The sequence below is a fragment of the Caballeronia catudaia genome (assembly GCF_001544755.2).
GTDB lineage: Bacteria > Pseudomonadota > Gammaproteobacteria > Burkholderiales > Burkholderiaceae > Caballeronia > Caballeronia catudaia.
The window spans coordinates 1-26,150 of sequence record NZ_FCOF02000065.1; the positions used below are offsets into that span (position 1 = coordinate 1).

The window sequence follows — 26,150 nt, forward strand, 5'->3', positions numbered from 1 at the left end:
CGCGGGCAGAAGCACAGCGGCAGGCGCGAACAGGTACGGCAGCACGCCGTGCAGCGAAAGCGTGGCACCAGAACGGGATTCAGGGCACCGGCTGCGCTGCGATCAGCCTTGCGGTCGTAAGAGCCATGCCCCCAAAGGCTGGCGACGCCACAGTGCGGACAACGTGGCGGACGGTAGGATTCGAGCGTGGAAAGGATGGCGCGCTGGTGTTGCTCCAGCGCGCGATGGGCGTGTACGATACGATGCATAGGCCGGTCAGTTCTGGAAAGCGTGCGGGGTCTGGACAACGTCGCACGATACCAGAGGTGCATCGGCCTTCTTTACGCCTGCAGCGTCGCGCGCTACGCGCGGAAAAGTTCAGAACATCGTTCTCGCCGTCCGCGCGACAAACATCCCCTGTTCCCTCTCATATTGCGCGCGCCATAACAATAGGGCTCCGGCGTCTGCGATAGCGGTCTTGTCCTGCGATCACGTGTTTTGACGCCAGGTCGAGCACGAGCCGGTGGGTGAGATAGGGCTCGCAAGCCCAGACCGATTCCCAGTCTCCTACAGCAAATGGCCCGCTCATTGATCGGAGCCTGCGAACTGATCGTCTTGCGATTGCGCCAGCAGCCGCTGCTCTGCTTGCTCGAGGAGCTGGCGCGCATACTCGGAGACGTAAGCGCTGTCGCTGTGATCTGTCTTTCCGAAAACCCTCACCAATATCCGTCGTGCTTCGGCCGCGAACGCCGCCCGCTCTTGCTCGGAGGTGAAGAAGACGTCGGTCACGATGCGCTCGGCGAAGTCATTGATCGTGCCGATGCGCTGTCCTCCGCGGAGGATCTTGGCCGTCGCGTTGACGCCGCGGCGGGTTTCGGTGAATTCGATGCTAAGTGGGTCGATGGTGTAAGTCATGGTCGCCTGAAAGAGATGGTCGTAACACCCGCGCCGTTTGAACGGCTTATCTCTTAGCCTATTCATCGGATGGCAAAGTCAAGCGCGCTCCGGAGCGTCGCCGGTGGTCCGTCTCGCCTTCGACACGAACGGCGGCGTATCCCTGAATTTGGCAATGCAGACGCAATCTGTCTCAGTTCTCGATACGATGGCGTGCAATGACAAAACAAACCGGGGAGATCATGTCTCAGACCGTGTCGTTGGAAAGAGCGTTGCGCGAAAATGGCACGCCAGCTGCCGCGCTTTGAGCCCGTCGGCGTGGACGAGAGGCGTGCGCTTTGGGTCAAATATCGCGGACATCGAGACGTTCAAAGGCTGTTATTGGAACTAGCCCAGGCGCGTCAGGTCATGGCAGAGATTGAAGCGTACTTCTCCTCGATCCAGAAGGTGTGGGCTGAAGAGGACCTGGGTCAGCTGGTCGCGATGGAGAAAATACGCCTCTTACTCGTCGAGCAAGGTTTGAGGCAAAGCGCGCTCGCTGGGCTGAAGGCCGCGCCCCGCCGCGACGAACCGGACGAGCCTGAACCAGCGCTGCTCGACTAGAAGGCGGTGTCTTGAACGCCTCTACGCGCTTGAGGACGCCGCTACGAATGTCGATAAGCCTTTCAGATGGGCCGGCCTTGTTACGCTCGATTTTTGATCGGGAAGCGGCTCCCTCCTTCGCGGTCACCCTTCGATTGAAGGAAAGGATTCCAAGGTTTGACGCAGGCGCGTCACTGTGCGGTGGCTTGACAGGCCAAGCAAGTTGCTGACTTGCTCGTTGGTCTTCCCGGCCGCAATATGCCGTCGACCATAAGTATTTCGGAGGAGCCGAGGACTTTCGTCCGCCGCGGACAATCCCGCTCGTTGCAGGGCGGCGCGAACGCACTTAAGCAGGGTGTCCGGCTTCATGGGCTTGCCGCCGCTAGTTGCCACAAAAAGCCATTCGGTCGGACAAGTCAACTCGACCCGGACGTCGTGATAAGCGCGCAGCGCATCGAACGCAAAGCCGTCGACGGGAACGCGTCGGGCAAGCCGCGGCCCGTGTTTTTCTACCATGACGCTGGGCCGATTCCCGTCTGGGTCAAGATCTCGCACTCGAAGCAGGCTCAATTCGGCAGCAGTGATGCCGGTGCCGAGAAAGAGGGCGACGATCGCGGTGTTCCGCAATTCCTTCACGGATTCGCAACTTGCGGAGACGCATACGGCCTGTAGGCGCTTGTCATCCCCTTCCGACAAATACACCGGCGTCGGTTCGTCCTCCGGCCAGTGTTCACGAGCGAGCATTTCGGCAGCGGGATTTTCCGTACGCAGACCGATCGCCATGAGGTGTCGGGAAAACCGATCGACGAGTTTGAGATAGCGAAGCCGCGTCGTGGTCCCTGGCTGACAGTCGTGCTCCAGTTGGTCGAAAAAGCCTTGTATCTGGTCGGAACCAAAGCTGACCACGCTAAGACGACGCGCTGACAAATAGTCATTGAAGCGGGAAAACATCGAACAGTGTTGGACGATTGATTGATCCGCAAACGCGCGGCGATCGGCGCCAGTCGCTTCCCCTCGCTGCCACTGAGAATAGGCCGCCTCGGGATCAGAAAGCCACAAATCGGTCTGCATAGAAATCGATATACTGAATTGCGCTCCCCTCCAATCTAGCGCGAAGCTCTCGCTTCGCCAACACCCGCTACTAAGAAAAGACCCTTCGAGAGCGGACTTCCACACAGCGTTTAGAAACAATCTGTAAACGTTTCTTGTCCATGGATATGTCAAGTCGCATAGTTCTTTAGATGCAAGCTCCCGCCGCGCTAGCTTGTCCAATTGGATCCGTGGCATAGTGCGGACACTTTTAAAACGAGGAGGACCACATGGCTACTTTGGAAGCAATTCATGCTCGTATCAAAAAGCTCGAAGCGCAGGCACAAGCGATAAAGGTCAAAGAGACCGCCGGGGTGATCAAGCAGATTCGTGACTTGATGGCTCAGTATGAGATCACGATTGACGATGTCGCCGCATCCACGGGCAAGGGGTCAGCTAAGGCCCAAGTCAAAACCTCTCAAAAAGCGACTCCAGCCAAGTATGCCGATCCGAAGACCGGCGCCACATGGAGTGGACGAGGCCGGGCGCCGGCGTGGATCGTCAACGCACGTAATCGCAACGCATTCCTCGTCGCGGATGGCGTTGAGGCCGTGACGCGCTCGACGATGCCCGCAGCGCGCAAGAAGGCGACGCGCAAAGGTCCTCAACCCGCGCTGTACCGTGATCCGGTTTCCGGGCTCACCTGGAGCGGTTTTGGACGCGCGCCGGGCTGGATCGCGATGGCCAAGGACCGCAGTGCGTTTCTGATTAGCGGCGCAGCAGGCGAGAGCGGTAAGGCAGCGAAAGCAGTTGCCACGAAGGGCGCTGCTGCGAAAAATTCAGAAATCGAAGTGGTGACCTCGACCAAGAACGTGAAGCGGGCTGGCGAGAAGGCCGATTCATCGAAGACTGCGCCCGCGAAAAAGGCAGCGGTCAAGAAATCCACGGCAGCAAAAAAGGCGACCGCGGCGAAGAAAGCGAGCGGAGCCAAAAAAGGCGCGGCAGCTAAGAATGGGGCAGTAGCTAAGAAGGGCGTCAAAACCACTGCAACGAAACGCGTACGTTCGACTGCTGCACGTCCAGCGCAGAAGTCTCGCGGCGAAACGCAGAGTGTAGCGCCGGCGGTCGAGGCTGCAGCGCAGGGCGGCGAGATCGAAGCGGCAAATTCACGGAGCGAATAAGCGGGCCGCGAATTGCCGCGAAATCGCATTGCGTTCACGCGGCAATCGAGTGTTGCAGGTGCCTGTTTATCCGAGGACCAATGCAGGATTACGCAACACCATAGTCGAGTGTTAGCGGCGCTGTAAAACCGCGCTTTTTGGGCGGTGCAAGTCAGAGTGATTTGCTCGAGCACGAGGGGGCCTCGCAGGCCCCTTCGTTGATGCACTGTATTTACGTCAGAACGGCGGGTCGCGTTCGTGAGTACGCGCGTGCACCTCTGAAGAGCGCTGCTCACGCAGCAGCTCGTTAAGCTGAGCGCCATAGAAGTCGGTCACGACGGCGAGCAGATCCTCGAGCAGTTCGAACACGGCGAGTGCCTGTTCAGGCGTCCAGGCGTCGGGAATGGTGAACGGCAATCCGCGACAGCGGCCCGATGGCAACGAGGCACGGTTCATCACGCGGTCTCCGTCTTCGTGACCGTCCGGGGGTCTCTATGTCAATCTCAGCATAGCACAGGCCGTATTCGCGAACTCGTAGCCCGAAGCATCGACTGGTTGCCAACTGGTTCATTTTGGTGCCGGCGCCAACATCCATCGAGGAACGCAAGGGAGCGAACTTGTCAGGCATCAGTGGGCCGTCTATAACTTCAGAATGCGTGCTTTCTATGAGTGGAAGGTGCAGTTGAAGGGAGGGGCTCTTTCACTGTCACGGCTTGCATGGATTCTTTCGCTTGGAACGGTTTGTCTGGCTAGCTGTGGCGGTCCGGGTACCATGCTGAACGCCCGAGTCGCAGCGCCGAATAATTCTGTTCTTTCGGCGACAACAGACTCGCTGGCGTCGCCGCACCTCAGCTGGGAGGTGCTGGACTTGACTCCGAGCTCTTCGCAACCGGTCTTGAGCCCGTCGGGATTGTTTCCGGGCGACTTTTCAACGGCGGTAATCGGCGCTCACGCGTTTTTGGTCAAACTGTATGCCAGCAGCCCGCAGGGCGTGGGCAACTTGACACTGGGTGGCAGCATTCGCGAGGTCCAGTGTGGGTATTTTTACACTGCGACATATTCCGGATCCGCTGTTCTACTTCGGCATGCGGTTCCCGTAGGCCACCCGGTCAGCCGTCTTCTCGAGGGCGATTTCCAGACCGAGACCCCGGGCGAGATGTCGACGCTCGCCTACATCGTTGTCGACTTCAACAGCCAGATGCCACCCGCGAACAATGACCGCCAAATCTGTCCAATGGCGTACACGGGTCCCCTGGTCTCACCTGAACTGCATACGGGCGTAACGTTCAACGGCACGCTGAGGCTGTGGGGCACAGCGTCGACGCGCGCCGATGCCGCTCGACGATCAACTGTATGGTTGACCATACAGGTCCTTCCGGAATAGACCCAGCCGAGGGCATTTGCGTTTTGATGACGCGAAGAGATGCGGTTTTCGACCGAAGACTCGTCTCGGCCAACAGTCGTCATTCGTCTGCGCGCCGGGCCGGAAATCCCGACGTCCGGTACGCTCCCAAAAGAGGACATCACCGGTCATTTTCGGCCTACACTGCGGACGTGCCCGCAACAGTCCACCGCTGCGGGAGCGCCAAGGAGGTTTCCATTGGCCGACGAATTTGCTGCGTAGCCTTCGTGGCGCGCCGGCCAGATTACGCATGCTGCGGTGCCCGGCTACCTACCTCGCTACTGCCGTGTCGCCGGCTCAGCTTGGACGTTGGGCAGTACTGACTCTCCCTATCAGGAAGGTCCTCTTATGCAAGTCCTCGAAGCACTGAAGCAGGCCGTAAAGGCTTGCGCCGATGTAGTGAAATGGGGCGCAGGGATCCAGGAGCCAGCGAGGAAAGCTCTAGCTAAGGACCTTAAGGCCATATGCATGAAATGCGATGCCGCATACGAAGCCGTGCTCGCACGGCTCGTGCCGGTCAAGGAAGCCTTCTCCAAACCTATGGATTTAGCGGCTGAATTGCGAGCCTTTGCCGCCGATGGTACGACTCGAGCCAACTTCAAACCAGAGCAACTTTGCGGGGAGGTGGATGAACTCCTGATTCGGCTCAGCAGCAACCTCGACCCACTGAAATACTCCATCGACTTCCGACGCATCGACGATGTTCGGCAATATCTCGTACGATTCGGAAATTTCGATGGTGCCATCTTTCAGTCATACGACGAACTCGTGGCCGAGCTAGATCGTATTGCTACGGAGATACAAACTTCTGCATCAGACCAGCACGAGCGCGCTCGATACGCGGAACACGTGATACAGGACTTCGAAAAAGATCTGCGCGCGACTCAGTCCGCTGTCCGAGATGCAAAAAATCAGATGATAAACCTTATCTAATCCAACCAAGCCAACGCCTCGGCAAGGATGACACTCAGCGACACGTTGTGGCCGTTCACGGTCCTCTGCTCTCGCCGGTAACGCTTGTCGGTGTAGAGAACAACAATTGGGAAGACAGGGTCAGCGAAACGCAAGGACCCTAATAATGATTCTCGGCGCGCACGCGGTTCTTCCTTGAAGCGCGCCGCAGCGACCGCCGAAGGCGGCAAACGGCCAACAACCGCCGTTCGCCCGCACCTTAATCGTGACGCTCACACGTCAATTCGTCACCATAAAGCAGACGTTCGGTATCGCAGGATTTTTTACTTCGAAGCCCGTGCTGTTCTATGCGAGTATTCCGGATACCGCAGTGTTGCGAGTAATGGTTTGCAGAATCGATCTAATTGCCAAGCCAGCCGTGATGTAACCCTTCGATCCATGCGCCGAATGGCGCGAACACGCCGTCCAAGATGGTTTGATCAACCGACGCAACAACAATTACAACCAACGAAAACATTGCCGAACCGCAAACGACAAGGATATAAGCACTTTTGGTTTTGCTGTAGTAACTCAGATCGGCCAGCCTTTTTGCGGATGCCCTCTCTTGAGGGAACAATATTTCTAAATCAGAAAAATATGTTCCTTCAGCGTGAAATAGCATTGCCTTTTCAAGATTGGCCTGTATTACATGGAGGGTCTCGAGGGTTCTGAATTGTGCCATCAGCACACGGATGTACAGTAATGCAAAGACGACGACACCAATGCCAGCAGAAACAGCGAGTTCTGGGCTTAATGTTTTTGTTTTCACAAGAAAAAAACCGCTCACCACGACAAACAACGTAACCGCGTATCTGACATTAGCATGCATGCGATCGCGCACACCTCTGCTGTTGAGATGTACCTGTTCAAAAGCACTTTTGATAAATTCCTTCTTGTGATCCGCTGTCCACATATTTCATGCGAAGCTTTTCAGTACTCCACCGAATGGCTCTCAACAGCTTGATAGCCGACAGTTCATTGAGAGTAGGCAAATGACAGCTCTAGCTGCGTAATTTTTAGGGACAAGTGTGGGAAATCGCACATAGCGACTTAATCGCCTTGATTCGCCGACGGTACATGCTGGCTCCGGTGCTACGGATTGTCACTACTAGCTAGGACTTGACCTCATCTATTCGCTGAACCACGAGATAACCAGGAGTGGGCCCCCTGCACTAGCAGCGTGCGCCTTGAGTTGCGAACGGCGGACTATGGTCGAATAGATGTCGGGACGCGCATCGCATGGGCGACACCTACGGCCACTCTCGGAACTACAGCTAGGCATGCCCGGACAACCGATAGGGGTCGGGACGGCCGACCGCTTGGCATTTCATGTAGTCGAACGGTTTTCAGTGTCTGCATTGCGAATGCGAGGGTAGCTGCCGCATCTTCGGCTTGAAACCGCCTTGGCTTTCAGTCTACCTTTGAATTGTTTGTAAAATGCCTGCGAATATTCAATCTGGTCGGCTAACGGTAAATTAGGAGGCCATATAAAAACATGTAGTCATTCGACGGAATTAGTCAACTCCTGCGCTTCCATCACTCAAGGCTCTCCTTGGTTCTCGCCCTTGCTACACGGCTGACCGGGCGAACGGGGTACGCATCCTGTGAGGGAAAGTGCCGCATTGCGCGGGCGTAGATGGCCGGTAGTACGGCGGATGGAAGCTACATTGATTTAAAAAATGCGATGGCAGTGAACTACATTTCTTGGCAGAAGAGTCGCGAGGCAGGGCATTACGAAGTGAGAACGATATTAGAGGGTTATCCGAAGGGGGTGTTGAATAAAAGGCGAGCAGCTTCGTTCTATGGAAGCTAAGCCGAATCAATAGAGCGCTGCTCGATCTCGGCTTTGTTCGCCTCGCGTCACTGCGAAAAACTTAAGGATCGGGAGTTTGCAATGAGTGATATTTTGAACAACGAGGGCGAAGAAGATCAGGCGTTGCTGGATCTGACGCCATACGGATACGGTCCGAACGATTCGATCAGCGACCTCACGGAAGCAGCCGCCATCACGCATCACAAGGTCACTATCAACGGCAAGTCGATTGCTTATACCGCGCGCGCCGGCCACCTCGTTACTACCACCACGTACGACTCGCATCCCGGAGCCAAGCTGTTCTATGTGGCCTTTACCGCCGATGACGCGGCGCCTTCCGAGCGTCCGGTCACTTTCTTTTATAACGGCGGCCCAGGCTCGTCGTCGGTTTTTCTGCTGCTCGGATCGTTCGGGCCCCGTCGAATCAAAACCAGCATGCCGGAATTTACGCCGCCCGCGCCGTACACGCTCGAGGACAACCCGGACAGCCTGCTCGATCATAGCGATCTCGTGTTCATCGACCCGGTGGGCACCGGCTATTCCACCGCCGTCGCGTCGCACAAGAACAGGGATTTCTGGGGCGTCGATCAGGATGCGGGCTGCGTCAAGCAGTTCATCAAGCGCTTTCTGACCGTGTACAACCGGTGGAACTCGCCGAAATATCTATTCGGCGAATCGTACGGTACGCCGCGCACCTGCGTCCTCACGTGGCTGCTGCACGAAGACGGCGTGGATCTGAACGGCATCGTGCTGCAATCGTCGATTCTCGATTATGGGCAAGCCGGCAACCCGATCGGCGTCCTCCCGACCTACGCCGCTGACGCCCTGTTCCACGGCAAGGTCACGGTCGCGCCGCCGCCCGATACCCTGGAAGTCTTCATGGAGCAGGTGGAAGCGTTCGCCGTCGGTCCGTATGTGAATGCGTTGAACGCGTTTCCCAACGTCGCTCCCGACGTGCTCAAGCAACTGAGCGACATGCTCGGCATTCCGACGGAGGTGCTGCGGTACTGGCAGCTCAATCCTTCGATGGGAAATGGCTCCGCGTTCCTGACAAGCCTGCTGCTTGACACCGGATTCGCGATCGGCGCGTACGACGGGCGGGTGAAGGGCGAAGACACCGGTATCGCGGAATATGTCGCCCCGAACGCGGGCGGCAACGATCCCACGATGGCCGCGGTGGGCGGGGTCTACACGGCCATGTGGAACGCGTACCTCAACGATGAATTGCAGTACACGTCGGTGTCGCCGTTCATGGACCTGAACGACAAGGCATTCCAGTACTGGGACTTCAGCCACGTCGATCCGACTGGCGCTCAGCGCGGCGGACAGGGAAGTCTTTACACGGCGGGCGATCTCGCGGCGTCGATGTCGGTCAATCCGTATCTGAGAGTGTTCTCCGCGAACGGCTACTACGACGCGGTGACGCCGTTCTTCCAGACACTCATCAATTTCCAGAACATGCCGCTCGGCGATGCGCAACTAGCGAGCAACCTGACGCTCCGGAATTATCCGTCGGGCCATATGGTGTATCTGGACAACGGGTCGCGCACGCAGATGAAGGCGGACCTCGCCCAGTTCTACGGGCAGGCGTCCGAACATGTCGCCGCCATTCGCGCAGCGATCAAGCCCGAGCAGGTCGCGATCACAGGCGCGGTGCGCTATCGCCGGCGATTCAGCCGCACTCCGTATTGAAATGCGCGCGGACGTGGCTTTCACGGACACAAGCGCTTCACGATGGGCAACGCGTACCCGTGAAGGAATGGCGCAATCGGGCGCGCTCGCGTCGTTCGAGGGATGTCAGAAACAGGAAGCGTGAATTCGACGGAGGCAATCATGAACGTTTCGCATCATCAGTTGCCCGGCAGCCTGCGGCGCCTCATGCCGGGCGCCAGCGCGTTGGGGCAGGCGAACGGGCGCAGCATCATCGACGTGACACTCAAGCTCAGACGCAAGCAGCCCCTGCCGGACCTGCACACGCGTCCGGACGTGGCGCTCTCGCGCGATGAGTTCGCGGCACGCTATGGCGCGTCGCAGGCCGACATCGACAAGGTGACGCAGGTCATGTCCGGCTATGGCCTCAAGACGGTGGACTCGAGCGCAGGCGCGCGCACCGTGCGCCTGTCCGGGACCATCAACGCGATGGAGTCCGTGTTCAACGTGAAGCTGTTCAACTACGCGCACGCGGACGGGAACTATCGTGGGCGCGTCGGGTATCTGTCGATTCCCGTCGAACTCTCGGACATCGTGCAGGGCGCGTTCGGGCTTGACAATCGCCGCACCGTCAGGCGGCGCCGTCAGCCGGCATCGGGCATTGGCGCGGGCGCCGGCAGGCGGCAGGCGCTGTCGGCAGCGCCGGCGTCGTGGTACTTGCCCGCGCAATTCGGCGCGCACTATCACTTCCCGAACGGGCAGGGCGCGGGACAGACGGTCGGCCTCGTCGAGTTCGGCGGCGGCTTCTTTCCCGACGACCTGAAGAAGTTCTGCGAGAAGGCGAAGGTGCCGGTACCCAAGGTCACGACGGTCAGCACCGACGGCACGTCGACCCAAAGCAAGGACGGCGCGGAAGGCGAAGTGATGCTCGATATCGAAGTGGTGGCGGGGCTGTGTCCGCAGGCTGGCATCGTCGTCTACTTCGCCTCCTGGACGGAAGCGGGCATGATCGGTGCGTTGGACGCCGCGATGCAGGACAAGGACAACAATCCCGGCGTGCTCTCGATTAGTTGGGGCGCGCCCGAGCGCGCGGATATCTGGTCGGATCAGGCGATGGCGCAGATCGACGAAACGCTGAAGGAAGCGGCGTATCTCGGCATCACGGTATGCATCGCGGCGGGCGACGACGGTTCCAGCGACGCCCTCAACGATGGCCACGCCCACGCCGATTTTCCGTCGTCGAGTCAGTACGCGCTCTCGGTGGGCGGCACGACCATCGTCGATCTGAACGGCACGGGGGCGGATATCGTCTGGATGGAGGGCGACGGTTTGCGCTCCGATCAGGGCGGCAGCACGGGCGGAGCAGTCAGTGACGTGTTCGACCGGCCGGATTGGCAGAGCGGCATCGCGATCACGTCGGTGAATCCGGGCGCCATCAATGGCCGATGCATTCCCGATGTCAGCGCCAACGCGGACTGGAATGCGTCGCCGTACCTGCTGGTGGTCGACGGTCACGCGCAACCCAATGGCGGCACCAGCGCGGCCAGTCCGCTGTGGGCGGCGCTCATCGCCCTGATGAACGGAAATCTGGCGGCCGGTCAGCGCGTCGGCTTTCTCACGCCGCTGCTGTATCAGGCGGCCTCCGGAACCGGGCAGACGATCGGGTCAGTCGGCTGCACAGACGTCGTCTCCGGGAATAACAACACGGCGTCGGTCGGTGGTTATAGCGCGGGTCCGGGGTATGACGCGGCGTCGGGATGGGGAACGCCGCACGGCCAGAACCTGCTCGCCGCGATTCAGGCGAAACTGGCGGCTGCACCCTTGCCGTCGGGTCCGTCACCGGCGCCCGCGACGGCCTAGCTATGCGGGCCGGCGCCCGGCGGCGGGACCACTGAATCGGAGGTCGACATGTCGCAGGCACAAAAGATCATGGTGATTCGGCACGGCGAGAAGCCGAAGGGCTCCTTGCCGCCCTACGGCGTGACCACGGCCGGCGAACAGGACGTGAACTCGCTGCTGGTGACCGGGTGGGCCCGCGCCGGCGCGCTGGCGGTCTTGTTCGCGCCGAGCCGGGGGCCGTTGCAAAGCAGCGGCCTGGCCACGCCGAACGCGGTTTTCGCCGCCTCCGACGACGCTGCGGCATCGAGCAAACGCCCGTTCGAAACGGTGAGCATCGTCGCGCAGAAGCTCGGGCTGAACGTGAATACGAGTTTTGCCGTCGGTCAGGAAGTGCAGCTGTCGGCGGCCGTGATCGCGACCGGCGGAGTCGCGCTGATTGGCTGGGAGCACAAGCATATCCCGCTCATTGCGAACGCAATATTGGCAAACACGTCAGCGCCGCAGACCTGGCCGGGCGATCGCTTTGACATGGTCTGGGTGTTCGACCTCGCCGCAGACGGCAAGTCGTACACTTTCACCCAGGCTCCCGAACTGCTGCTTCCGGGCGACAGCACCGAAACGTTTCCTGCCGACGGCGCGTGAGGAGGATCTTGGATCGCACAACGTGCGTGCTAGTCGGAGGCTATCGCTCATTGGCTGTGCGGGCGTTCGAAGAGGCTCGCTTGAACTCGAGTAATAGGGCGTCTTGCACACGTTGACGGTATTGAGTCGCATGGCGGCCGCCGTCGCATCGACTAACTCTCACTTTCGGCCATCAAGCGACACTCATTACTCCGCGCGCAACGGCCGCTGTGCGAAATTTAGCCGCCACCCGTTCTGCGTGAAGCGCATCGGGGCCGTGGCGCGGCCCGACGGAAGAGCCCCGAGCGGACCACGCGCGACGAGGATCGCGCGGGGCCCGTCAAGGCTCCACGCGCGCACTATCAGTCCGTTGCAACGGCTGCGCCTGCGCGCGTACGGGAGGGCGCCGTCTCCCTCAGACTGAGCGTAACGACCAAGCCGATCGCGAGCGCAACCAACCCGAGATGCATGATGTACTGGATGCCGAAGTGCTTCGCGACATAACCCGCGATCGCCGGCGCGAACCCGCCACCAAAAACTTCTCCAATGCCGACCACGAGACCGGAAGCCGTCGACATCAACTTAGCCGGCACCGATTCGGCGCTCAACGGTCCCACCGTCAGCGTGATCATGCTGAACACAAAGAAGAGCGTAAGCGTGAGATAGACGAAGAGCGTCGTCGGATTCGCACCGGTTCGCATGAGAAGGAGCAGGGAGACGGCCGCTCCGAGCACCGAGAAGTTCATGACCGGCTTCCTGCCCAGTCTGTCCGAAAGAGCGGGCATCACGAGCGTGCCGAGCGTGCCGCCGAAGCCGATTGCCGAAATCACGTAGCCCATCTGCTCCAGGCTCAGGTGCAGATAGTCGATCAGGTAGCTCGGGAACAGTGCGCTGAGCACGACGAGGCACGTCAGCCAGCACAGCATGCCGACGATGTTCAACGGTATGTTGCGGTAGCGGAAGACATCGGTCCACTTGTGGGCGGCAAGATCGTGCGCCGCCGTGTGCAATGCGGCAGCCGTCGGTCGCGTATTGCGCAGCACCCTGAACATCATGTACGCCACCAATAAACCCGGAATCGACACGACCGCGAAAATCCAGTGCCACGGCAGCACCTTGAGCAATTGCGTCACGAGGATCGGCGCGATCCCCAAGCCAAAGAGCGGCAGCGCCATCTGCTGAATGCCGATGTTGCGCCCGTGTCGCGTTGGCCTGGAAGCATCGAGGGTCGCGATGATGCTCGCAGGCGTGTACGCACCCTCGGCAAAACCCATCACCGCGCGGATCAGGATCAGCGAGCCGACGCCGGTAGCGAGACCACTCAGCCCCGCTAACAGCGAGAACAGGACGATCGCTGGAATGATCACCTTGCGGTGACCGACGCGGTCGGAGAGGTTGCCCATGAACATCGCGGAGATGCCCCATGCGACGGCGAGCGCCCCGGTGATATGTCCGAGGTCCTGATAGTCAAGGTGCAAGTCCGCCATCATGACGGGAAAGAGCGGCATGATCATGAACCGATCGATGCCGACCAGTCCAAAGCCAAGGGACAGCAAGGCGACGGCTTTCCACTCGTAGGCCGTATCCCATCTGAATCCGGTGTTGTCTTCCATGTTTGCCATCTCCAATCGATAAGCGGCGTCTTCAGACGCGGCGATCCGACGTGCGCGACGGATTCGCGCACGGGTCAAAAAAGGAAATACGTGTCAGAAAACGGTCTGCAGGCCGAGGCGGCCGATGACCTGATGCGCAGTGCTCGATTGAGCCGTGCCGTTGATCCAGGCGTTGTGTCCGTCTTCGACATCGCCGCCGGTCCACTGGTAGACCGCTTCCGCATAGAGCGTCGTGCGCTTGGAGAGCAGATACTGCGCTGCGCCCGTGACCTGCTGCGCCCTGTTGTGGCTGAGCTGCGCGTTGCCTTTCATGTACTGATAGTTCGCGCCGAACCTGATGTCCGGCATGAACGTGTACAGCGCGCCGACCTGAACCGCCTGGACGACACCCCCCGTCAGCGTATTGCGCGTGTTGGTGTAGAGCGTGTTGAGAAACACGTCGCCGATGGTCTGACTGACCCCGCCGCCGAAATTCCGGATGCCGTCATGACCGTCGTTCAGCGCCGCGTACTTCGTTTCGTTGTAAGCGGCCGCGATGCCGAAACCGCCGATCGAATAGTTCACCCCGAAGCCGATCGTGCTGTTCGCGGAAAACGAGCCGGGCGTATTGCCGAAACCGTACAAGGCGCCGAGCCTCAAGCCTGCGAAGGCGGCCGATACGATCTTGACCGAATTCGACACGCGCGAGGTACCGCCGGTCTGATCGAAGTCGAACGAGCCGGTCGGATTCTGCGGAATGCCAAGCGCGGCGAACGGACCCTGGCGCATGTTGTAAAGGCCGCCATACGTAAAGGCGCCATCCAGTTTCGTGGGCGGGAAGAAGAGGAAGTCGGCCATCAGGTTGTATTGCTGGCCGAACGTGATGCGCCCGACATCGTCCTTCGACAAGCCGACGAATGCCTGCCGGTTGAAGTCGGCGCTCGGTCCCGGGATTCCCGCGCCGCTGTTCACCGAGAACTGCGACGCAAGCTCGAACAAGGTCTTGTAGCCGCCGCCCAGGTCTTCGACACCACGAATGCCCCAGATGCTCGGCGTCCAGATGGAGTCGTCGGCTTTGAAGTTGCGGCTACCGTGTTCGTTGCTCACATAGCTCACGCCGACGTCGAGAATGCCGAACAGCGTGACGCTGCTTTGCGCTCGAGCGTCCGTGGTGAGCGCGCACGCCGCGACCAGCGCGAATAGTATCTTCCTCATGTCTCCCTCCAGCGGTTCTTGTTGTTTGAGTTCAGGAAAGGGTCGCTTCGATGGATTCGGCAAGTGAAAGCCGCGACACAAGACCGCTCAGCAACGACGGCAGATCCTGAAGCGTCCTCACTCCACCGAAGATGTAAAAGTCGGGCCGCACGATGATGGCTTTGACGCCGTGCTCATCGAAGAACTGCTTGTACTTGCCGCTGACGTCGAGCAGCACACGATCCTTGACGGCTTTGTCAGCATCCATCGTGATACCGATCGAACGCCCTCCGATGGCAGCGAGAGCCGCCTTGCATTGCGCATCGAGATATTGGTTCGGATGCGCATCGAGTGCGATAACGTGAAAGCCGTTGGGCACCGCCTCGTCGTAGCGGATTGCTTCGCCGAGGTTCCTGACCTGGCCGTGTACGCTCAGCAGTCCGGTGACGCGCTCGGAGGCGAACGCGGGGTTCTTGCAGATCATGCCTTCGGTCAGACCCGGGAACGGCGCAAGCGCAGGCACTTCGCCCGCGAGATAAGCTTCGTCGCGTCGGGCCGCCTCTTCCTTGTCGGAGATGCAAACGACCTGTCCCATCGCGATGGATGCGTCGATTACCGCACGCACTTGCGGGCGACGCTCGGGCGTATAGCTTTCGAGCAGACGGTCCGATGAAATGCCCTTGAGGATCAGGTCGAAACGCCAGGCGAGATTCCATGCGTCCCGGATGCCAGAGCACATGCCCTGGCCCATGAACGGCGGCATCTGATGGGCCGCGTCGCCCGCGAGCACCACGCGCCCGCTATGCCAGTTTCTCGCGATCAGCGAACGAAACTTGTAGACGGCATGGCGCACGAGCGTCGCGTTCTCGGGCGTGACCCACGGCGACAGCAGCTCCCACACTTTCTCCGGCTTCTGCAGGTCTTCGATCGACTCGTGCGGCAGGCGCATGAACTCCCAGCGACGGTAGCCGGGGCCGCCCGGCACCATCGTCGTCGGGCGGGCCGGGTTGCACCACTGCCCGATGTCGGGCACGTCGAGCTTCACGCCATCGTTGGGCTTCAGATCGATGACGAGCCAGTCTTCCTGGAAACCGAGATCGTCAAACTCGATATGCTGCGACTTGCGCACGAAGCTGTTCGCGCCGTCGGCCCCGACAACGTAGCGGGCGCGCACGGTCTGGGTTTCGCCGGTCGGCTCCCAGTTCGTGCCGTTGATGACGCCGCGACGCAGGGTCAGTTCGCAGCAGTCGGACAACTGTCGCAGTGCGGTGGCTTCCCAGCCTTGTTGCACTGAGACATTCGCCAGCGACTTCGCCTTGCTGTCGAGCAGCGCTTCGAGCGACGGCTGATTGAAGAGGTAGCCCACTGGGCCATCGCTGATCGATTCCGCCGACCAGTCGATCTCGACGAGCGTTTTCCAGTCCGCGTTGAACCACTGATATTTGGAGGACGGTTGCGAGATGCGCTGGACCTCTTCTCCCAGATCCATTGCATGGAACACGCGGCGGATCTCGTGGTCGTGAAAAACGGCGCGCGGAAGCGGATACAGCGAAGGCCAGCGATCGAAGACCGCAACGTCATAGCCGCGTTCTCCGAGCAATATCGAAAGGGATTGCCCGACCGGTCCGTAACCGACAATAGCGACGTCGAAAATGTTTTGATCTGTCATTTCAGTTCACCTGCTGAAAAAAGAGCGAGTTGTGCCCTGACGCCGGATGAACCGGCAGTCATCGAATCGATGCAAAGGGTGTGAGGCGGTCAGTCTTTGAAAGCGACGCCGGCTTCGGTGTTATGGATGAAGTCGTCGGGGACCGGCGGGCCCCATAGATAGAGCGAGTCTTCCGGCGCGAAGTCGCCTGCGGGCCACGTCTTGCCTGCGGACACGAAATCGATGTCGGCGGAGTACTCGCAGAACGAGCCCCACGGATCCTGCACGTAGTGGAAGTAGTTCGAGCCCAGCACGTGCCTGCCTGTGCCCCAGCCCTTCGTGAAACCGGCAGCGGCCATCTGCGACGCCCCCTGGCCCACGAGATTCACGTTATCGACGTCCCACGCCGCGTGATGCCAGCCGCGCGCGCTGCTCTTGGCGAACGCGACAAGATGATGGTCGCTGCCGTGCGGCGCATGCGTGAACGCGATGATGTCGAGCGACTTGTCCGACAGACGCAGGCCGAGCGCCTTGCCGTAGAAGTCGAGCGCACCGAGGACATCAGGCGAGAACAGCAGCACGTGAGAGAGACGTCGCGGACGCACGGTCTTCGCTTCCGAGCGCATGTGCGCGCCGCGCTCGTCCGCGCTGCTCGATGCGACGACGCACGGCGTCTTGTCGAAGGGCGTCGTCTTCGGGCCGATCTTGACTTGGATCAGGTTGCCGTCCAGATCGTGAAACCATAGGCCTCGGCCGGGTGAGGCAACCAACTCCGCACCCGCTGCCAACGCCTGGTTGCGGATCGCTGCGAAGTCCTCTTCGAAGCAGTTGAAACTGAGATACGCGAGTGACTTTCCCGATGCCGGAAGGATGCGCGCCCAGCGATGACCATCGGCTGCGCGCAATTCCAGTTCTGCTGTGTTCGCCGCCACATCGAGACCGAACGCGCTGAAGAAGCGCTCGGCGTCGGCGAGCGAGGGAACGTTGAGCGCGAAGTGATCGATCGAGTGAACACTTGCGCATGCGGATGCTACGGCTAGGTCGCTCATGACCGTGTCTCCATGTTCGATGAGCGCCGGTTCTGCGACCGGCTTCGCGGATAAGGAATTAGCGCGCTGCTTCGTCGGCGATGACATTGCGCAGGGTGCCGATCTTCTCGACCGACACTTCGCACACGTCGCCTGCTTTCATCAGAAGCCGCGGCGTGCGGGCCCAGCCGATGCCCGATGGCGTGCCGGATACGATCACGTCACCCGGTTCGAGCGTGATCGCGTCGCTGATCACGCTGATGAGTGTCGCGACGTCGAAGACCATGTCGCTGGTGCTGGCCGACTGGACCACTTCGCCGTTCAAGCGTGTTTCCAGCAGAAGACCTTTCGCGCCCGGGGGCAATTCGTCAGCGGTCACGAGGTCGGGACCGAACGCGCCCGTGCCATCGAAATTCTTGCCGACGGTCCACTGCGGCGTCTTGAACTGATACTCGCGCACGGAGCCGTCGTTGAAGAGCGCATAGCCCGCGACGTGCGAGAGCGCGTCTTCCTTCGCAATGTGGCGGCCGCCCGTGCCCAGCACGACCGCGACCTCGCCTTCGTAGTCGAGCCCTTCGCAATCGGTCACGCCCGGGCGAATCATCGGCTGCTCGTGCGCGACGAGACTGGTGTTGACGCGCAGGAAAAGCGTCGGGTAATCGGGTTGTTCGTACTTGCTTTCCTTCGTGTGATCAGCGTAGTTCAGACCCACGCAAACGATCTTCGGCGGCCTTTGCAGCGGCGGAAGAAACTTCAGGCCAGCGGCCGGCACTTTGTCTTCCGTCGCGCGGGTCTTCGCGTACTCGTCGAGACGGACGCCGCGAGCGAGAAGCGACTCCAGCGGCTCGTCGCCGATCACGCGCACATGATCTCCATCGCGAACGCCGAGTGTTGCCTTGCCATTCTTTTCGAAACTGACGAACCGCATATTTGCCTCCTGTTCACCCGAGGCAAGTTGCCTCGGCAATAGTGGATTTCGAATTGACGAATCTGTCATTTCCAATTCTATGTAAAATGACAAAAGCGTCAACATGAATCGACATAGGACAAACCCGCAGGCTTATGCGCTGCTAAAATCCAAGCCAGATCACAGGGATAGTCAATGGAAGCGACAGACTCGATCGAGAATCATCGAACTCGCGTGGGCGCATTGCGACGCGAGAAGACACGCATTCGTCTGATCGAAAGCGCGCTCGGCGTGTTTGCGGAGAAGGGCGCGGACGCGCCGACGATCGACGATTTCATCGCTGCGGCGGGCGTCGCGCGCGGGACGTTCTACAACTACTTCCGCACGACGGCGGAACTTCTGTCGGCGGTGGCCGGCGAAAGCAGCGATGAAGTCCTCGCGGTCATCGACCCACTCGTGCGCGCCATCGACGATCCGGCGCAGCGCGTGGTGGTGGGTTCGCGCCTCTACATGGGAATGGCCGCACGCTACCCGCTCTGGGGGGCGTTCATTACGCGCGTGGGCACGAAACGGGGTTCGCGAGGCCGCTTGCTCGACGAGTACCTCATTCGCGATCTGCAGATGGCCCTGGATGCGGGTCGATTCGACGTAGCGGACGTGGTCGTCGCGCGCGATATCGCGCTTGGCTCAATCATGTACGGCATCGACACGCTGCTATCTGACGACGCGCCTGTGGACTACGCCGAGCAGTCCATGTTCGCGCTCATGCGGGCCTTCGGAATCGGAGCAAAGGAAGCGCGAAAATTGGCCTACGCGCCGATCGCTGATCCTCCAGCGCCCCGCGGGGCCATCTTTGAGCGAGTTGATGCATTGGTAGACGCAGGCGGCGATCTGCATCGTGACCCGTCGAGTTAGGACGCACGAGAAGTTCTAAAGCGTTCGTCGCGTCCTCCAAGAGACAAAAACTCCCTACTGTGAAGTCGCGGCGCAAGCGAACGGCCGCACCGGCTTGCAACGCGGTCATTCGATTCGATGGCTCGAACGTCCCGCTCGGGTCGGGTACCGAAGTTCGAGCCATCTTCTGGGACGGCGTAGCACTCAACCCGGCGTACATCGGCAAACGGCCATGAAGCGTCATTGCCCGTACCGTCGCACGGACATTCAAACGTCGTTTCCACCCAGGAACGGCCATTCAATTCGCGACTAAGCGTTGCTTACGGGCGGCGGGGCCGTCATTTTCGGACGCGTAGTACTCTCTCATCCCGGACGTCCCGCTATGGAGATTGCTAGTCATCGGTCGCAAAGAAAAGAGCGAGATGTAAAATACCGTTTTGTCGCATATAGAACCTTCGCCGTGTCGACCTCGTCTCCTTCTAAGTCCTTGCGAATGATGGCCCCCTTGTCCGATGGCGAGATGGACGAGCTCGATCAGTTTCTGATGTCCGATGCGACATCTGACGAAACGATGACGCTCGACATGCTAGACGGATACCTGACCGCCATTGTAATCGGGCCGAGAAACTTGCAGCCCAGTGAATGGTTGCCTGGTGTATGGGGACCGGAAGCGGAAGACGCGCCGCAGTTCGGCACGAGGGAGCAGGCCCAGCACATCTTGGATCTGATCTTGCGACATTACAACGGCATCATCTGGAGCCTGCAAGGCGATGCGGACGCGTTCGAACCGGTGTTCGATACGGTTACCTACCCTGACGACCCGCGGGAGCACATTGAGGGCGAGCCGTGGGCACTCGGATTTATGCAGGGCGTTGCGCTGTGCCAGCAAGACTGGCAGCCGTTATTCGACGAATCACAAGGCCGCGAGTTGCTACGGCCCTTACATTTGCTCGGTGCGGAGAAAGTCCTACCCGAGGAGGAAGCATTGACTCGCTGGCCGGATCAACGAGAAAAACTGGCTAAGCAGATCCCAATGAGCATCTCGGCGATCTACCGTTATTGGCTCCCTTACCGGAAAGCCGTTCACGAGCGGGAGCTCGCTAAGACGATTCAACGCGCCACGCCGAAGATCGGTCGCAACGATTCGTGTCCTTGTGGTAGCGGGAAGAAGTTTAAGAAATGCTGCGGAGCTGCGACGACACTACACTGAGCCAGAGAAACGACCTTGGCCGTTTCGAACGCGCAGGCCGGTTAAAAGGCACAAATGGTTTTCGCGGAAGGGCGGTTTCAGACTGAAGTGCAACACTGAGTCTAATGTGGCTGATGACTCGCCCGTCAACTCGATGAGCCGAGTGGCGGTTGTACATGCAAGCCGTCGTTGCGCTCGCTCGAAGGGCGTTCCAAGCTATGTCTACATGGACGCCTGCGAGCGCCTGGATCGCTTCACGCTAAGCGGACGAAGGTCGCCGCTGCCCATTGCAGCCCGGATGCAGCAACGATCGCTTTCGCCGGCAAAGAATGTCTCCGGCTGACCCGTGCACAACGGTAAAGCGGTTGACCGTCACAGACGCTTAGTATAACCAACGGAAATGCGTTAATCATCGTTATGTAAAGCTGGACGTATGAAACATACGCGTCACGGCTTTCTCGCCTCCTAAGCGTTCCCTCGGCGCTCTTCGGCCTGCTGTCGTTTCACCATTCTGCCGCCGCCTTGCGACGGATCCACTCGGCAAAAGCTTCGTCTTCAATTCGGTAGTCGCCGATTGCGAGCCGCGTCACTGCATTGTCTTGTTGTAGCCGCCGAAGCGCGTGCGACGCCGTGCTCTTGTTGACGGGCCTGCCCAGGAGTTCCGTTAGGCGGCTAAGGCCAGCGGCACTATGAACGCCGGAATCCCCGAGCGCTATCAACGTGAGCACCCCCTGATCAGCGGGATTCATCGCGGACCATTGCTTGTTGAACTGCTCGTCAGAGAAAACTGTTGCTTTCGTATGACTGAGCGCGGCTTCAGCACCTTGGAGTTGATACAGCATGTACCGCTCAACGAATCTCTTGAAAAACTCAGGGGTGGAATGCAATTCAGAGAAAGCGTGGACGCCCTGCTGCAGCTTGAGCCGGTTGCGCGCCATGCTATTCATGAGCTTAATCGTGTAGTCGACGAACTCAACGCCCAACAAAGGAAACGGTTCGAGCGCCGCCCAGTTGTAGAAGGGCTCCGACGCGCGCGCGAACATGGCTCTCAACGTAGTCTCAGAACTGCCTGCGAAAATCACTTTAATACGGTCCTTGCGGACGTCGAGCCCTGCGCGGAGAGCATGAGCGAAGTCGCTGTTCTCCGCATGGGCGAGGACCTGAGCTTCGTCGATGACGAGCAAGAGCGGTTTCTTTTGTTTGTCAATTTGCTTGAGCACTTCGCGGAGAGCGAGGCCGCTCTGGTCGGTCCCGAGCTCGGCCTCGAGCGTGCCCTCAACGCCGCCTGGAATCTTCGCTCCAGCCTTGACCTTTCGCACAGGCTTGCCAAGTGCAGAAAGGACGGCTCTAACGCCTTGTGGCGATAACGCATCTGTGAGGGCAGAAACCAAGGCAACATCAGGCTCCGCACGACTCTCCCATAGGTTCGTGTATGCGATTAGATAACCGCGCGCGCGGGCTGCGGGCAGCAAGTCCTGCTGCAAGAACTCGGTTTTGCCCATACGGCGGCGTGCGAACAAGCCACGAGCAGACGAGAGCTTAAGGTCAAAGGCATCGAGATAAGTGCCCGCGAGCTCAGGTCGAGCAAAATGCCAGGGGTCGTCACCCGAGGTCTCATGAAGTTTCATCTGATACGAGAAGTCTCAAAACGTGTGATACTTCATGATACTCGCGGGAAGGCTTCGCGGCAATTCAGCCAGCGCCGCGAAAGCCTTGCAAGGCCAATGGAGGTGCCGCGTGTGGAAGTCTACCAACATCGAATGATGTAGGAACGTCCCTGCTGGCGCAGGGCCTCGAAGCTTCTTGGCAAATGGATTTCAGGAAGCTGTTGTTGATGCTCGGCCCTAGCCGGCGTTCGACCTGCTTGCTTGGAGGTCAGCCAATTGGCGGTTGCCGGCGGTAACGGCGTCGAGCAGCGGGAGCGCCGCTTATCGTATCGGCGAACTCACAGTTTCGACCCCAACGCGGTCACTCGACGCCTGCCATTACAAGCGTCTCAAAGCTGGGAAGTTCAGTCATTCAAGCTTTGCTTGATAGCAGGTTGTGTTCAGCCAAGCCTCGCGGGTGCCGACGCCATTGAAAACCTCCATTATTCGGATAACGGTGCGTTAAACGGAACATATAAAAATATCGTCCTGCAACAACTAGGATCCAGCCACCAACTCACGACCCGCGATAAGGTTGGCTTCAGCTACTGCTTAGCGGCCCGTTTGTAAACCCTACCTTCATCGAGCCGAAAATATTGCCCGTCCGACAGAACACTTGCGGTTCCACTTAAATCCGCCGGAAAGTCCGTTCTGTTGAATCCTGGCGACACCTCGACGAGAACCTCTCGATACTTAAGTCCCGAACCTGCGCGCGAAACTTCCAACCAAAACGTCACGTGTTCGGTAGTTCCGGCGATTGACCTGCATTGCCTTTGCGCCCGCTCAATCGCTGGGGCATAACCGATGCATCCACTCGGAGACGTGCAGGGAGGCTGGTACCCGGGCCCGAACTCATACCACTCGGTTACATGTCCTGTCGCGTTATCTGATTCGCCAGAATCGAACTGGACGACATAGCTTTCCCTTTTTTTTCGGACGCAATCTGAAATGCCGTTAGGGTTGGGAATTATCGTCATTACATCCTCCGCGCGGAACGAAGCCCCCTTCAGAGCGCGCAAGGTATCGGCCACCGGGTCTTTCCGTTCGTGGCTAGGCCCGGTGGTGCTTGCTGAAGGGGGGGGCTTGCTCGAACGCGCCCTTCCTGCCTGTGGTTGCTGCGGCGCAGGCCTGGCGATGGATGGTGGCGGAGACGGCGGTGAAGGTGCTTGTTCCAACTCCCTGAGCATCTGAAACTTTCTTTCGCCACTGATAGCTGTATCGTTCGCAATCATTCCGCAGAAGATGTAGAGCGTGCGAGCTTTCAAAGCTTGGGGGTCTTCACTCGGGGCATTTTGCTGAGCCGTAGAAAGGCTCTTCGATGCCGACACGCCAACATCTAGATTCGCATGGGCGGCTCTAAGTATTGTGTCCGCCGCCGCTTTAGCCTGCGCAGCCCCCTCCGCTGTCTTCGTAACGCCGGGGGTGCCACTAGCTGACAATCAACATCGGCACGTGCCAGTTGCGTATACATCAGAGAAATAAGAACTACGATCGTAGGCCCTAGGGCAGTGAACATTGAGTTCATGGGTGCCCCCCTCCGAGATTTGCAACATTTCAATGAAATTAACCGACTTCCTTAACAAATGCGAATGATCCGGTGCTGCGTTAGCGAGAAGCCCTCGCGCCTCAAGGGCGGACTGTCCGAAGAAGGCAACCTTGCCATTACTAAGCATATGCGCACGGTGACTCCGGACGAGGAGATTCGCTCGGACGTCCGCAAGCGTCTGCTGGCGAAAGGCCGCAACTGGCCGATCGCTGACTTACCACCTCACGGCGCGATCGCTTCCGAGCCGAGGATGCTCATCAAAGTCTTCGCGTTTCGCTGTCCCTGGTCCTCAAAATTATTGTTCTCTACACCGAAAACCGTTACCGGCGACCGCGGAGGACCGGAGGCGACCCACAACGGTCAACCCGCAAAGCGCCACGTGCCTGGCAGCTCCATGGGTACAACGGTCATTCACTCTTTCGAGTCGCTCGCCAGGTCATCGGCCCAGGGTTGTTCGCGGCAGCAACGCGACTTCGGCGAATCTCAGCTGAAAGACCGCACCCGCGCACCTTCATTGCGTGATGCCCTATTCGCGTGCCGACCCGCTGAAAAGCCGAGGGGTACGGCGTTTGCTCAGGCAGCGCGGTGCAAGCCGGGATCGTCGTCGTCACGTCGTCAACAGGAGAGAAGCCATGGAAGATACGAATCAGGATGAACGCATTCGTCGTCGCGCCTACGAACTGTGGCAGCACGAGGGCGGCCCCGAGGGCCGCGCGGAGGAGTTCTGGCATAAGGCATTGTCCTCGCTCCAAGAAGAGGATTCGGCACAAGGTACTTCAGGCGACCAGCCAGCAAACGCCGCCGGCGACGCCGCACCCAACAAGGTCGAGCGTCAAGCCGACAAGAAAATCGCCGCGAAGAAAAAATAGCCGCTGGGCGCAAGAACGAGCGACTGGCGCCGAAATGCGCCGCTTTTCGTTTCGGTTGGAAGTGCGGCCGAGACGGGCGCGTCCCTGCACAGTCGGATGCGGTTGAACCGAGAAGCTCCCTCGCCATCGAGGTCGAGGCTTTCGAACCGCAAAGGCGAGCCGCTCTACGGCTTGCTCCGGATGATCGAGTATTTGGCGCCCGTACAAACCGGCTCGCAAGCCACGACATCCCGCATGCTTAAGAGAAAGGCGCCCGCAGGAGGTGGCGGGCGCGTGTCCACACAAACGCGGAAATGGGATGCGAGACACGTGCGCAGTCGCAATCGTCGTGCCGTGGCTTGGGCTCGGGAGAGAACAGAGCGGGCCCAAATCAAACGTGACCCAATCAGCGAAGGGTGAACCCGCGCCCACTATCGAGCAATCGATACCCCACCGACGGAGTCCTTTCGTTATAGTGCCGCCTTTCGCAGCCACACCGGCCGATGGGAACCGCTGCCGGGAACGTGGCGCGCCTTACCGAGCTCGCCCGCAATCGCGATCAGCGCACGAACGTAGATTTCGAGGAGACTCTGAACTAGTACAACATCCCGTAAATACCTTTAATAATTATCGGGCTGCAAATAGCCGTTCGCGCTTATCATGCAAGCCGCTCCTTGCCTTACGACGGCTGCGCTGACGGCGAAAGACTGCGCTGCACGAAGCAACTCGCCTTCCACTCAGGCGAGGTGCCACGTCGGGGGACGGTGCCCCGGCTACCTGTCACGCCCTTCCGTTCGAAACTTTTCCCCGATTAAGCTTTCCTGCGCTTCCATTTTACAAGGCTGCGCCGGTCCACAGGTGGTTCCGTCGGTCGCTTTAAACTGACCGCCGATGACCTGCCTGCTGACAACGCCAAACATACGCCGACCGCCATCCGTTAACACGAAGCGAATGTCAATTGTCGTAGATGAAATCGGCGCGGGAAACTTGTTAATGTGCATGATGCCTGTGCAGTCCGAATAAACTGTATACATTCCGCTTTCATTAGTATCGAAACCGGTCGTTGGATCCGTTGACCCCGGGCGTTTCTCGCCTCCACTCTGGACGAAGTCCGCTCGAGTAAAGCCGCCATGCCCGTCAAAGTCCTGAATCGAGACCGCGTCTATCAAAACCGGTTCGTTCGCAAATCGATGGGTGTTGCCCGCATCGTCGAATATGCCGATTAGTTGGCCTCTAAGCGAGAATCCGTAGAGCCCCTTGAGCGTTGCGTTAGAACACTGTTCGTCCGCGCTCGAGGTTCCAGCTGCCGCTAACAGAAAGAATGCAATTGTTGACATTCCTTTCAGCCGTTTGCAAGTCATTTTCGTCTCCTTGCTAGTGACGCCAGCTGCAAAAAACGATCGAACGACCGTCGCAGACGCATAGCGTTCGTCCGTTAGTCACCGCGCATTTCGCGCCGCATAGACTGTATGTAGGTCATCATGCCGTCTCGCTCGACCGCCGCGAGCCTAGCGCCTAACCCGCACAGGGTGTGCAAGTCGTTATCGCCCGTTTGACCGAGCACTGCCTATTCGTAACACCGTGCCATTACTTCACCACATAATTAGGTTATCTGGCAAAACGAGGATACCTAACCATCGTTGAAAATCGACGTGCCGCGCTCATTTGAGTTTAGGAAATACGTCGGCGACGTAAGGTTTCAACGAGGGCAACGCCATGTGGCAGACAATGCATATCG

General features: G+C 59.3%; 21 protein-coding genes and 1 pseudogene. 10 read left to right on the forward strand and 12 right to left on the reverse strand.

Translation table 11 applies throughout. The features are described from left to right. Positions 1-248, reverse strand: a pseudogene (locus AWB75_RS38970) (hypothetical protein); the annotation flags it as partial. Positions 249-564: 316 nt separating this feature from the next. Further along, positions 565-894: a hypothetical protein gene (locus AWB75_RS33580; RefSeq protein ID WP_061128285.1), complete on the reverse strand. Its 330-nt coding sequence runs from the start codon at positions 892-894 to the stop codon at positions 565-567. A gap of 261 nt (positions 895-1,155) precedes the next feature. On the opposite strand from AWB75_RS33580, the gene AWB75_RS33585 reads away from it, so the two are divergent. Beyond that, on the forward strand, positions 1,156-1,476 hold the full coding sequence (locus AWB75_RS33585) for a hypothetical protein (protein ID WP_061128286.1): 321 nt from the start codon (positions 1,156-1,158) through the stop codon (positions 1,474-1,476). Positions 1,477-1,599: 123 nt separating this feature from the next. Here AWB75_RS33585 and AWB75_RS33590 read toward each other — a convergent pair whose 3' ends face one another. Next, a complete protein-coding gene (locus tag AWB75_RS33590; RefSeq protein ID WP_061128287.1) occupies positions 1,600-2,526 on the reverse strand; it encodes a tyrosine-type recombinase/integrase in 927 nt (308 codons plus the stop codon). Positions 2,527-2,774: 248 nt separating this feature from the next. On the opposite strand from AWB75_RS33590, the gene AWB75_RS33595 reads away from it, so the two are divergent. After that, positions 2,775-3,665, forward strand: a complete 891-nt coding sequence (locus tag AWB75_RS33595) for an H-NS histone family protein (protein ID WP_061128288.1) — start codon at positions 2,775-2,777, stop codon at positions 3,663-3,665. Positions 3,666-3,881: 216 nt separating this feature from the next. Here AWB75_RS33595 and AWB75_RS33600 read toward each other — a convergent pair whose 3' ends face one another. Further along, the gene (locus tag AWB75_RS33600) at positions 3,882-4,100 is read right to left on the reverse strand and encodes a hypothetical protein (protein ID WP_061128289.1); all 219 of its coding nucleotides are present in this window, start codon (positions 4,098-4,100) and stop codon (positions 3,882-3,884) included. Between the two features lie 316 nt (positions 4,101-4,416). Between AWB75_RS33600 and AWB75_RS33605 the strand changes: the two genes are divergently transcribed. Further along, positions 4,417-5,028: a hypothetical protein gene (locus tag AWB75_RS33605; RefSeq protein WP_143746608.1), complete on the forward strand. Its 612-nt coding sequence runs from the start codon at positions 4,417-4,419 to the stop codon at positions 5,026-5,028. Positions 5,029-5,394: 366 nt separating this feature from the next. Continuing rightward, positions 5,395-5,979, forward strand: a complete 585-nt coding sequence (locus AWB75_RS33610; RefSeq protein WP_061128291.1) for a hypothetical protein — start codon at positions 5,395-5,397, stop codon at positions 5,977-5,979. 379 nt (positions 5,980-6,358) lie between these two features. Here the strand turns inward: AWB75_RS33610 and AWB75_RS33615 are convergent, their stop codons facing one another. Continuing rightward, positions 6,359-6,910 carry a hypothetical protein gene (locus AWB75_RS33615; protein WP_061128292.1) on the reverse strand — a complete coding sequence of 184 codons (552 nt, stop codon included), beginning with the start codon at positions 6,908-6,910 and terminating at the stop codon, positions 6,359-6,361. 981 nt (positions 6,911-7,891) lie between these two features. Between AWB75_RS33615 and AWB75_RS33620 the strand changes: the two genes are divergently transcribed. The 3 genes from AWB75_RS33620 to AWB75_RS33630 all read left to right on the forward strand — a co-directional run bounded on the left by AWB75_RS33620 (position 7,892) and on the right by AWB75_RS33630 (position 11,941). Further along, positions 7,892-9,502, forward strand: a complete 1,611-nt coding sequence (locus AWB75_RS33620) for a S10 family peptidase (RefSeq protein ID WP_061128293.1) — start codon at positions 7,892-7,894, stop codon at positions 9,500-9,502. A 141-nt stretch (positions 9,503-9,643) separates the two neighbouring features. Continuing rightward, positions 9,644-11,320, forward strand: a complete 1,677-nt coding sequence (locus AWB75_RS33625) for a S53 family peptidase (RefSeq protein ID WP_061128294.1) — start codon at positions 9,644-9,646, stop codon at positions 11,318-11,320. A gap of 48 nt (positions 11,321-11,368) precedes the next feature. Further along, positions 11,369-11,941, forward strand: a complete 573-nt coding sequence (locus tag AWB75_RS33630; RefSeq protein WP_061128295.1) for a hypothetical protein — start codon at positions 11,369-11,371, stop codon at positions 11,939-11,941. A gap of 341 nt (positions 11,942-12,282) precedes the next feature. On the opposite strand, the gene AWB75_RS33635 is transcribed toward AWB75_RS33630, so the two are convergent. From AWB75_RS33635 to AWB75_RS33655, 5 genes are all read right to left on the reverse strand, one after another. Next, positions 12,283-13,542, reverse strand: a complete 1,260-nt coding sequence (locus AWB75_RS33635; protein WP_407642197.1) for an MFS transporter — start codon at positions 13,540-13,542, stop codon at positions 12,283-12,285. An 84-nt stretch (positions 13,543-13,626) separates the two neighbouring features. Next, the gene (locus tag AWB75_RS33640; protein WP_061128297.1) at positions 13,627-14,727 is read right to left on the reverse strand and encodes a porin; all 1,101 of its coding nucleotides are present in this window, start codon (positions 14,725-14,727) and stop codon (positions 13,627-13,629) included. 31 nt (positions 14,728-14,758) lie between these two features. Further along, positions 14,759-16,375 carry a bifunctional 3-(3-hydroxy-phenyl)propionate/3-hydroxycinnamic acid hydroxylase MhpA gene (gene mhpA, locus AWB75_RS33645; protein WP_061128298.1) on the reverse strand — a complete coding sequence of 539 codons (1,617 nt, stop codon included), beginning with the start codon at positions 16,373-16,375 and terminating at the stop codon, positions 14,759-14,761. 89 nt (positions 16,376-16,464) lie between these two features. Then, positions 16,465-17,403, reverse strand: a complete 939-nt coding sequence (locus AWB75_RS33650) for a VOC family protein (protein WP_061128304.1) — start codon at positions 17,401-17,403, stop codon at positions 16,465-16,467. Between the two features lie 58 nt (positions 17,404-17,461). Continuing rightward, positions 17,462-18,310: a fumarylacetoacetate hydrolase family protein gene (locus tag AWB75_RS33655; RefSeq protein WP_061128299.1), complete on the reverse strand. Its 849-nt coding sequence runs from the start codon at positions 18,308-18,310 to the stop codon at positions 17,462-17,464. 213 nt (positions 18,311-18,523) lie between these two features. Here AWB75_RS33655 and AWB75_RS33660 point away from each other — a divergent pair, with 213 nt between their 5' ends. Continuing rightward, positions 18,524-19,204, forward strand: coding sequence for a TetR/AcrR family transcriptional regulator (locus AWB75_RS33660; RefSeq protein ID WP_235012374.1), 681 nt, complete (start codon positions 18,524-18,526; stop codon positions 19,202-19,204). Between the two features lie 499 nt (positions 19,205-19,703). Continuing rightward, on the forward strand, positions 19,704-20,393 hold the full coding sequence (locus AWB75_RS33665; protein WP_235012375.1) for a UPF0149 family protein: 690 nt from the start codon (positions 19,704-19,706) through the stop codon (positions 20,391-20,393). 482 nt (positions 20,394-20,875) lie between these two features. Here AWB75_RS33665 and AWB75_RS33670 read toward each other — a convergent pair whose 3' ends face one another. Beyond that, positions 20,876-22,000, reverse strand: coding sequence for an ATP-binding protein (locus AWB75_RS33670; protein ID WP_061128301.1), 1,125 nt, complete (start codon positions 21,998-22,000; stop codon positions 20,876-20,878). A gap of 2,196 nt (positions 22,001-24,196) precedes the next feature. Between AWB75_RS33670 and AWB75_RS33675 the strand changes: the two genes are divergently transcribed. Continuing rightward, positions 24,197-24,433: a DUF2934 domain-containing protein gene (locus tag AWB75_RS33675; RefSeq protein ID WP_061128302.1), complete on the forward strand. Its 237-nt coding sequence runs from the start codon at positions 24,197-24,199 to the stop codon at positions 24,431-24,433. A gap of 752 nt (positions 24,434-25,185) precedes the next feature. On the opposite strand, the gene AWB75_RS33680 is transcribed toward AWB75_RS33675, so the two are convergent. Beyond that, positions 25,186-25,773, reverse strand: coding sequence for a hypothetical protein (locus AWB75_RS33680; RefSeq protein WP_061128303.1), 588 nt, complete (start codon positions 25,771-25,773; stop codon positions 25,186-25,188). Positions 25,774-26,150 lie beyond the last annotated feature (377 nt).

Excerpts from the sequence above, each read along its gene's own strand:
- AWB75_RS33580 (WP_061128285.1), bottom strand. The coding sequence starts at position 894 with ATGACTTACACCATCGACCCACTTAGCATCGAATTCACCGAAACCCGC.
- AWB75_RS33585 (WP_061128286.1), top strand. The coding sequence starts at position 1,156 with ATGGCACGCCAGCTGCCGCGCTTTGAGCCCGTCGGCGTGGACGAGAGG.
- AWB75_RS33590 (WP_061128287.1), bottom strand. The coding sequence starts at position 2,526 with ATGCAGACCGATTTGTGGCTTTCTGATCCCGAGGCGGCCTATTCTCAG.
- AWB75_RS33595 (WP_061128288.1), top strand. The coding sequence starts at position 2,775 with ATGGCTACTTTGGAAGCAATTCATGCTCGTATCAAAAAGCTCGAAGCG.
- AWB75_RS33600 (WP_061128289.1), bottom strand. The coding sequence starts at position 4,100 with ATGAACCGTGCCTCGTTGCCATCGGGCCGCTGTCGCGGATTGCCGTTC.
- AWB75_RS33605 (WP_143746608.1), top strand. The coding sequence starts at position 4,417 with ATGCTGAACGCCCGAGTCGCAGCGCCGAATAATTCTGTTCTTTCGGCG.
- AWB75_RS33610 (WP_061128291.1), top strand. The coding sequence starts at position 5,395 with ATGCAAGTCCTCGAAGCACTGAAGCAGGCCGTAAAGGCTTGCGCCGAT.
- AWB75_RS33615 (WP_061128292.1), bottom strand. The coding sequence starts at position 6,910 with ATGTGGACAGCGGATCACAAGAAGGAATTTATCAAAAGTGCTTTTGAA.
- AWB75_RS33620 (WP_061128293.1), top strand. The coding sequence starts at position 7,892 with ATGAGTGATATTTTGAACAACGAGGGCGAAGAAGATCAGGCGTTGCTG.
- AWB75_RS33625 (WP_061128294.1), top strand. The coding sequence starts at position 9,644 with ATGAACGTTTCGCATCATCAGTTGCCCGGCAGCCTGCGGCGCCTCATG.
- AWB75_RS33630 (WP_061128295.1), top strand. The coding sequence starts at position 11,369 with ATGTCGCAGGCACAAAAGATCATGGTGATTCGGCACGGCGAGAAGCCG.
- AWB75_RS33635 (WP_407642197.1), bottom strand. The coding sequence starts at position 13,542 with ATGGCAAACATGGAAGACAACACCGGATTCAGATGGGATACGGCCTAC.
- AWB75_RS33640 (WP_061128297.1), bottom strand. The coding sequence starts at position 14,727 with ATGAGGAAGATACTATTCGCGCTGGTCGCGGCGTGCGCGCTCACCACG.
- mhpA (WP_061128298.1), bottom strand. The coding sequence starts at position 16,375 with ATGACAGATCAAAACATTTTCGACGTCGCTATTGTCGGTTACGGACCG.
- AWB75_RS33650 (WP_061128304.1), bottom strand. The coding sequence starts at position 17,403 with ATGAGCGACCTAGCCGTAGCATCCGCATGCGCAAGTGTTCACTCGATC.
- AWB75_RS33655 (WP_061128299.1), bottom strand. The coding sequence starts at position 18,310 with ATGCGGTTCGTCAGTTTCGAAAAGAATGGCAAGGCAACACTCGGCGTT.
- AWB75_RS33665 (WP_235012375.1), top strand. The coding sequence starts at position 19,704 with ATGGACGAGCTCGATCAGTTTCTGATGTCCGATGCGACATCTGACGAA.
- AWB75_RS33670 (WP_061128301.1), bottom strand. The coding sequence starts at position 22,000 with ATGAAACTTCATGAGACCTCGGGTGACGACCCCTGGCATTTTGCTCGA.
- AWB75_RS33675 (WP_061128302.1), top strand. The coding sequence starts at position 24,197 with ATGGAAGATACGAATCAGGATGAACGCATTCGTCGTCGCGCCTACGAA.
- AWB75_RS33680 (WP_061128303.1), bottom strand. The coding sequence starts at position 25,773 with ATGACTTGCAAACGGCTGAAAGGAATGTCAACAATTGCATTCTTTCTG.